Below are 7534 nucleotides of genomic sequence, written 5' to 3' on the forward strand. Positions count from 1 at the left end.
GAGGCCCGCGCCCCCATGGTCCCCGAGCGCACGACGCCCGCGCCGCCGGCCCTCGCCGAGCCGCCCGCCCTCGCCGAGCCGCCGACCGCGCCTGCGGTCGTCCCGCCGGTCGTTCCACCCTACTCACCGCTCGCCGAGATCGAGCGCATCCACCGCGAGCGCGACCCGCTGCGCAGCGTCGGCATCGGCCTCGCCAATCCGCAGGTCCGCATCGGTATCGACCGCCTGAGCTTTCGCGTGCGCTCCAGCGCGGCGGGCTACCTGTACGTGTTGATGCTCGGCACAGACGGCCACTTCTACAAGCTCTTCCCGAACGCGATCGACCGCGACAACCGCGTACGCGCGGATACGTCGATCGAACTGCCACGTAGCGGCTGGCGCATGACGGCCGCCGGGCCGCCGGGCACCAACCACCTGATCGCGATCGTCAGCGAACGGCCGCGCGAGTTCTCGGCGAGCGGCCTGGTCGAGGTCGATCCCTTCGGCGAGTTTCCGCCCGAGCGTGCTTCACAGGTGGCGGCCGAGCATCGCGGGACGCAGTCTCCCTTCATCGGCACCCCCTCGTGTCCCGATACCGGACGTTCCTGCCCCGACGCCTACGGCGCGGCCAGCTTCACGATCGTCGAGATCGCCCCCGACCGACGCTGAGTGCGGAACGCCCCTCCCTGGCGGGGATCGACTCCCCGGCCACGGCACGTTCGAGCCCCTTCGAGCGCCGCATCACTGCAGCGTCTTGATGGTCACCCTGCGGTTCTCGGGCGCGGTCGGGCGCCCGGGGTTGGCGAGCTCGGTCTGGCCCTTGCCGATCGGGCGCAGGCGGTCGCGCGGGATGCCGTGGCGCCCGGCGAGGTATTCGACCACGCTCTCGGCGCGGGCCTGCGACAGGCGCAGGTTGTAATCAGCGCCGCCGCGCGGATCGGCGTGCCCCTCGACCGAGAAGTTGAAGGCGGCGAGGCGATCGGCCTGCAGCGCACGCGCCACGACATCGAGCGAGCGCTCGGCCGAGGAGCTCAAGCGCGCCGAGTTGGTCTCGAAAGTGATCAGCAACGAGGCCGCCCCCTTCTTCGCCGTCGGCGCCTCGCGCTCTACACGGATGCTGCGCGTGCGCACCTCGTCGGGCCCGGGCGTCAAGGCATCGATCAGGCGGTCTTCGGTGATCTCGCCGCCGCGCAGCACCGGCTGCGCCAGGGCCACGGGCGCAAGCATCGCCGCTATCGTCAGGACGACGCCCGAGCGGGTGGGGAAACGCATCTTCATGATCTCTCTCCTGTGTTGTTGTCGGTTCAGCTTCGTGCCGCGAAGCGGGTCACCTCGGCAGGATCGCCGATCCAGACCGCGATCGCGCTGTAGTTGTCGTGGCCGCGGCGCGCGCGGCCCAGCACCCCGCGCTCGAGCGCCTCGAGCCAGCCCTGCGCCGATTCGCTGCGCCGCAGGCTGTCTTCCATCTCGGCCTCCTCCACGTATTCCCACAAGCCGTCGCTGCACAGCATATAGACGTCGCCGTCGACGATGCGCTCGGGCTGCGCGGACAACTCTGGGCGCGGCGCCTCGGCGCTGCCCAGCGCGGCCAGCAGCACGCTGCGCTGTGGGTGCTTGCGCAGCATCGAGGGGTCGCCGAGCCCCGCGTCGATCAGATCCTGCACCACGCTATGGTCGCGCGACTGCAGGCGCAGGCGACCACCACGAAACCCATACACGCGCGAATCCCCGACGTGCGCCCAGCTCGCCCGCCAGCCGCTGCGATCCACCGCGAGCACGGTCACGGTCGATCGCATGTCGCGCTGGCCCCTGGCCTCTTGCTGGGCGCCGAGCAGGTCGGCGTTGGCCTGCGCGATGAGCCGCGACAGCGCCGCCGGCGTGCTGTCGGGCGCCGAGGCGAAGCCGCGCAGCACCGAGGCGACCACGCAGCGCGCCGCCACATCGCCCGCGCCGTGTCCGCCCGCCCCGTCGGCCAGCACCCAGCAGCCCGCCGCATCCGAGGTCCAGTAGCCGCAGGCATCCTCGTTGGTCGGGCGCCCCCCGGTGCGCGACAGCACCGCGATATCGAGCTTCATGATCCGGCCGTCCCTCCGTCCTCATCCTTTTCCCCGGCTTCCATGCGTCGCACCTGCTCCTCGTAGGCTTGCAGGAAGGCCTTTCCGAAGAGATCCTGGAAGTCGTCCTCCGCCTCGCGCGCGATCTCGCGATAGAGCTCGGTGTACAGGCCCCACAGGCGCGCACGGCGATTGATCGGCACCAGGTTGTCGAGCATGGACGGCTCGCTCAGCCGGGCCTCGAGCGCCTGCGGATCGAAGCGCTCCAGCACCCCTGCGAGCGCCGCCCGCATCCCGGCCATGAAGCCGAACTCGTGTGCGCGCAGATCCCCGTAGGCGTCGCGCATCGCCTCGACCGGAGACAGGAAGCCCTGCCCGCGCGGCGCGAGCAGGTGGGACAGCGCAACCTCGACGTTGGGCGAGAACTTGAGCGGATTGTTGCCGCGGCTGACGATCATCGTCACCTCGGCGCGCACCTCGCGCTTGACCACCGCGCGCGCCAGCAGCAGGTCCAGGGTGCCCTGCGTGGCCTCGCGCAGCAGGCGGCCGATGGCCTGCATCCATTCGGGGCTGGGCTGGGCCGGCAGCCCCGGGTCGGAGATGTCCAGACCGGAGAGGAAGGCTCGCATCAACGCGGCGGACTCGTCACTGCGGGGCGCGCTGGCCGTGGGCGGAGTGGACGGCACGATCCCCGCCCGCGCGGGGGCCGCCACGACCGCGGGCGCACTGCTCGAGGCCTGCGCAACCGGCACCGACGGGCCGGCCCCGCCCAAGGCTTCGAGGTGCACGTCAGCCGGCGGTTGCGGCGCACCCGGCGGAGGTTGCGGCGCACCCGCACCCGTGCCCGAAGTCGCTGCCGGCTCGCCAACCGGCGCCATCGCAGCCGCAGCGTCGCGGAACTGCACTTCGCCCCGTTGCCGCGCTGCCGGTGCGCCCGATGAAACGGCCGGAGACCGTTCGGCATCCCAGGAAAGGAAGGCGTCCTGCGGGGCATTCGGAGCCGCGGCCGGCGGCCGGAAGCTGCCGTCGAGTTCGGGTACATGGTCCGGCAAGGGCGCGGCCGGTGCAGGCTTCGCCGGTGCGTCGAACATCGCGTCCAGCGGATCGAGCGGTACCGCGGCCGCAGCCTGTGCCGCGGCGGACGACGCAGCCGCGGGTTCGGCGAGCGGGGTCCCCGCGAAGGGATCGAGCGCCGGGTCGCGTTTCGTCGGCCCGAGCCCGAACATCGTGCTGATGCCCGCCTCCCCGATCTCGGGGCCGCGCGCGCCGAAACCGAGCTCGTCCAGCGCAGGCGGCGGGCTGGGACGCGCCGCGGGCGGCGGCTCCATCGGCTCGGCGAAGGGATCGAAGTCGTCGGGGATCAGCGGGCGAGCGCCCGTCGCGGGGCCCCGCATGGACCCGACGGAACCGCCAGCGGCGTTCGTCACTCCGCCGGGTTGAGCCGCGGAGTTCCCCGCAGCGCGCGGTGGCACAGTCGGCGCACTCGGTGGAGGCGAGAGGAATTCGGCGAACGGGTCGTCCGCACGAGCTTGGCCGATCCCCGCACCGAACAGGCCGAGCGGATCACTGGCCGCGCTGACCGGCTCGCTGGCTGGCGCGGAGGCCGCCATGGCCGGACCTGGCGAAGAGGACGCCGCCTCGCGCAAGTCGAGCGCTTCCAGCACATAGCGACCGATGACGATGCGCGCACCGGCTCGCAGCGCCGCCGGCTCCCCAGTGCTCAGGCTGCGCCCGTCAACATCAACCGGATTGGTGCCGAGGTTGGTGAGCCGGCAACCTGCCGTGCCGCACTCGACCCGGGCCTGCACGCGCGAGACATGGCGATCCGGGTCGTCCAGCACGAGGTCGTTGCTCTCGGCCCGTCCGATGGTGCCGCCGGCCTCGTCGAACTCGGCCTGCGCAGGCTGGGCCGGCGCCGAGCCATCGAGGGAAAGTACCCGGATCCGGATCATCTGCACGATTCCTCCCGCATGCCCCAAAAAACCGCCGTGCCCCAGCACGCGAGCCGGGGCAGCCACGGTTTCATCATAGACAGCAGGAAGGGCTCCTTCCATGAAAGCGAAGCGCCCTGCGCGGGACTGCGGATGGAGCTCGGGCGTAATACAGCGCTGCCGACCTCGCGGACGACGCGGTGCGGTGCTATGAAGAAACTGTCTGCCATATGCAGCGCCACGCTTGCTTCGCCGGCCATGGGCGCGCGCGGCGGCCCTTGCCGTTTTCCAGGGAGGAAGGGGAGATGTATTACAAGAACATGGGCGCCGATCTCGGCTTCAATATTCTCGAGCAGACGCTCAACGGCGAAATCGACGGTGTTTCGATCAGCGCGCATGCCGTCTCCGGCGGACGCGCCGGCAGCAAGGCTCCGGGCGCGGAGAATCCGATTCTCGCCAACAATCCCTATCTCACCTCGGTGAAGAAGCAGGGCAAGCGCGCCGGCGGGCCGCTGATCATGGGTCTCTACACCCTGCGTACCCATGAGAAACGGGCGAACTGGATCCGCCTGATCCCCTATGCAGACAACCGGATGCGCGGCCGCGCCGGATTTGCGATCCACGGTCGCGGGGCGCGCGGGAGCGACGGTTGCATCGTACCCACCGATTTCAACGTGGTGAAACTACTCCATTCCCTCGTCGCCAGCCGTGAGGCGTCGGGGGCGGCAGCGCCAATCCTCGCGGTGTACGCGGTTGGGGATTTCGATGTCCTCGATCGACGTCTTGCAGAATGGTCGGCAACGGCCTGAGGCCGGCCGCGCATTCGATACAGGACAGAACCCGATGGCCGGGATCGCGGCGACCAGGAACTCCCCCGGCTGTCCGGTGGTGCGCCAGGCCAGGATTCCAAGCAGCGGGTCCTGCTCGGCAGGCAACCCCGCAGGATCCTCTCCTCCGTCCTACTTCACACTTCTTGTCGAGCAACGAAATGAACAAGCAGCCAAGCCGCGCCATCGTGGTCGCCGAGGCCCTGTCCATCGACAGGAAAGACTACAAGAGAACCCTGCGCGCCTTGCAGATCGAGCTGGTGAAGCTGCAGCGCCATTTCATCCAGTGCAACGACCGCATCCTCGTCATCCTCGAAGGTCGCGACGGCGCCGGCAAGGATGGCACGATCAAGTGCATCATCGAGCACCTGAGCCCGCGCGAAACCCGCGTGGTTGCGCTCGGCCGGCCGTCGGACCGCGACCGCGGCACCTGGTATTTCCAGCGCTACGTGCCCCACCTGCCCGCCTGCCAGGAATTCGTGCTCTTCAACCGCAGCTGGCACAACCGCGCCGGCGTCGAGCGCGTCATGGGCTTCTGCAGCGAGGCGGAATACGACGAGTTCATGGAAACCGCCCCCGATTTCGAGCACATGCTCGTGCGCTCCGGCATCAAGCTGTTCAAGTACTACCTCGACATCAGCCAGGCGGAGCAGAAGAAGCGCCTGCGCGACCGGCGCAAGGATCCGCTCAAGCAATGGAAGCTGAGCCCGATCGACGCCGAAGCGCTCAAGCACTGGGCCGACTACAGCCAGGCACGCAACGAGATGTTCGCCCGCACACACACGCTGTCCGCCCCGTGGACCGTGGTGCGCGCCGAGAACAAGCAACTCGCCCGCATCAACCTGATCAAGGACCTGCTGATGCGCCTGCACTACGACGGCAAGGACCGCGACCTGGTGCTGCCGAACCCGGAGGTCGTGTTCGCGTACGACGAGGCGCATCTGACGAGCGGCATGCTGGCAAAATGATCGGGCGGGATGGCAGCCGTTCGATCGTCGAGACATGCAACGCTGCGCCCTGCGACTACGACAGGCGCAACCACACCGACACGAGCCCGAAGATCAGCGCCATCCAGAGCCAGGTGCGCGCGGCACGGTCCGCCCTTCCCCGCGCCCTCGACCTGCGCGCGACTGCCAACAGCAGAAAGACCAGCGCAATGACGGGGAAGAGGTTTCTCGGCTCGAACATCAGCTCATCCTCTCCAGCAAGCGCTCCTGCCGCCACGCCGGCGCGGCGCAGTTGAACAAGGGCGTGCCCGGCCGCAGCAGGCAGAGGTAGTGCGCGGCGGCGACACGCTGGCGCTGGTAGCCGTCCTTCAACACCTGCAGGCAGTGCTCCCAGGAAGGGGGGGCACCGATGAAATAGCGTATGCCCGGCTGGAAGCGCTGCGAGTTCGCCGCCCTCCACGCCTGCACCCTGGCCTGATCGGGCCAGGGCAGGCCGTCGTCCTCGTCCATCGACACGTCCTCGTCCTCGGGATTGTCGCTGGGGCCGGGCTCGACATTTTCGGGGGGCTTGCGCTCGAGGTCGAGCCAGGCGAGATCCGCCCCGGTGATGAAGCTGAAGGCCTCGCCCGCGAGGCGCGCGAGCTTGTCGTCGGACATCAGGCCAACCAGCCACGGGATGCGCGCCGTATCCCCCGCCAGGCCCACGGCGCGGATCAGCAGACGCACGTCTTCGCGCTGGCTGGCCACCTGCTTCAGCAGCTCGTACGCAAACGTGGTCTCCGCAGCAAAAAGCGCAAGCGCAAGTGCCTGCAGGCGGAACGGACCCGGCTGCAGCGCCACATCCCGGAGCGCTGCCAGGGCAGTTCGGCGATCGCCGAGCAACAGGGCCGCCTGTGCCGCGCGAAAGTGGCACTCGGGGTCTTTGTCCTGGAGGGCGGAGACGAGGAGCGGCAGCAGGTCGACTCGCCCCAGCTCGCCGGCACACCGCATTGCGCGGGCGCGCAATGCCGGCTCGGTGGAGGCGACCAAACTCACCAGCGGCGGACCGGGATCCACCCGATGCAGGGCGCAGGCGGCAATCCCGATGCGCTGCCGGAATGGGTCCGAACTGGTCAGCAAGCCGCTCACGATCCCTTTCAGGCCAGGCGCAGAAACCCAACCCAAGGCCGAGACGAGACCTGTAAGCGTCTCGGGCAACGCGGCCGCGATCGCCAGCACCTTGTCGAGACCTTCGTCCTTGCGCTCGTCGAGGGCGCGAATGGCGGCACAGAACATCTCGCCCGTGCCCGGCGACTCGAGCGCCGCATCGCAGAGCTGCGAACCGCATTCGCCCGCCACCACCAAGCCGTCGAGATGAGCGGCAATCCGATCATCCAGCCGCCGCAAGTGGTGCAGCTTTACATGCGGCGCCGCGACCAACACGGAGCGTACGGTGCGAAGGTGCGCAGCTTCATCGGTGTGCTGGCGAACGACCGCCAGGAGGGGCTGGGGAAATTTTCTTTGCATAGATCGAAGTACGACGCCCCCCGTCCGCGGTTGTTCAGTTGTTGCATGACTGGAATGATTTTCTGCCGATTGGGGAAAGCGTGGTCTGTCCCCAATTTTCCCTATTACCGCGATTTCATTAGCGGAATTATCCACGTGTGTGCTTCGGGAGTCGTTGCCTGTCCCTTGTCGCCTTGTCCCCTAATTGGGAGCCGCGGCTGGTTACTAGGGCCTCCGCACTCGCCTAGCATATCGATCTGATCCCAGCATGCGCTCCCGTACTCCGTCATCCCACGCCGCCCCCTTGCGCT

Annotated in this window: 8 protein-coding genes; 3 read left to right on the forward strand and 5 right to left on the reverse strand. The window is 68.9% G+C overall.

Translation table 11 applies throughout. The annotated features are described in order from the left end of the window. On the forward strand, positions 1-648 hold a 648-nt coding region (locus C667_RS18000), incomplete at its 5' end, for a DUF4384 domain-containing protein (protein WP_004373797.1). 72 nt (positions 649-720) lie between these two features. On the opposite strand, the gene C667_RS18005 is transcribed toward C667_RS18000, so the two are convergent. From C667_RS18005 to tagH, 3 genes are read right to left on the reverse strand one after another with little or no spacing between them, the layout of a single operon-like run. Continuing rightward, the gene (locus C667_RS18005) at positions 721-1257 is read right to left on the reverse strand and encodes an OmpA family protein (RefSeq protein WP_004373798.1); all 537 of its coding nucleotides are present in this window, start codon (positions 1255-1257) and stop codon (positions 721-723) included. A 26-nt stretch (positions 1258-1283) separates the two neighbouring features. After that, complete coding sequence (locus tag C667_RS18010) at positions 1284-2054, reverse strand: PP2C family protein-serine/threonine phosphatase (protein WP_004373799.1); 771 nt, start codon at positions 2052-2054, stop codon at positions 1284-1286. Continuing rightward, entirely contained in the window at positions 2051-4087 is a 2037-nt protein-coding gene (gene tagH / locus C667_RS18015; protein WP_083881356.1) for a type VI secretion system-associated FHA domain protein TagH, read from the reverse strand. The genes C667_RS18010 and tagH overlap by 4 nt, the downstream gene beginning before the upstream one ends. 182 nt (positions 4088-4269) lie before the next feature. Here tagH and C667_RS18020 point away from each other — a divergent pair, with 182 nt between their 5' ends. Together C667_RS18020 and ppk2 are read left to right on the forward strand one after the other, a co-directional pair. Beyond that, a complete protein-coding gene (locus C667_RS18020; protein WP_004373801.1) occupies positions 4270-4773 on the forward strand; it encodes a hypothetical protein in 504 nt (167 codons plus the stop codon). A gap of 179 nt (positions 4774-4952) precedes the next feature. Then, positions 4953-5759: a polyphosphate kinase 2 gene (gene ppk2 / locus C667_RS18025; protein WP_004373802.1), complete on the forward strand. Its 807-nt coding sequence runs from the start codon at positions 4953-4955 to the stop codon at positions 5757-5759. Positions 5760-5814: 55 nt separating this feature from the next. Here ppk2 and C667_RS25810 read toward each other — a convergent pair whose 3' ends face one another. Together C667_RS25810 and C667_RS18030 are read right to left on the reverse strand one after the other, a co-directional pair. Then, the gene (locus C667_RS25810) at positions 5815-5979 is read right to left on the reverse strand and encodes a hypothetical protein (RefSeq protein ID WP_157302402.1); all 165 of its coding nucleotides are present in this window, start codon (positions 5977-5979) and stop codon (positions 5815-5817) included. Next, the gene (locus tag C667_RS18030; RefSeq protein WP_004373803.1) at positions 5979-7244 is read right to left on the reverse strand and encodes a TIGR02270 family protein; all 1266 of its coding nucleotides are present in this window, start codon (positions 7242-7244) and stop codon (positions 5979-5981) included. Before C667_RS18030 ends, C667_RS25810 begins: the two co-directional genes overlap by 1 nt. Between the last annotated feature and the right edge of the window lie 290 nt (positions 7245-7534).

This window comes from Thauera phenylacetica B4P (assembly GCF_000310225.1).
Taxonomy (GTDB): Bacteria; Pseudomonadota; Gammaproteobacteria; order Burkholderiales; family Rhodocyclaceae; genus Thauera; species Thauera phenylacetica.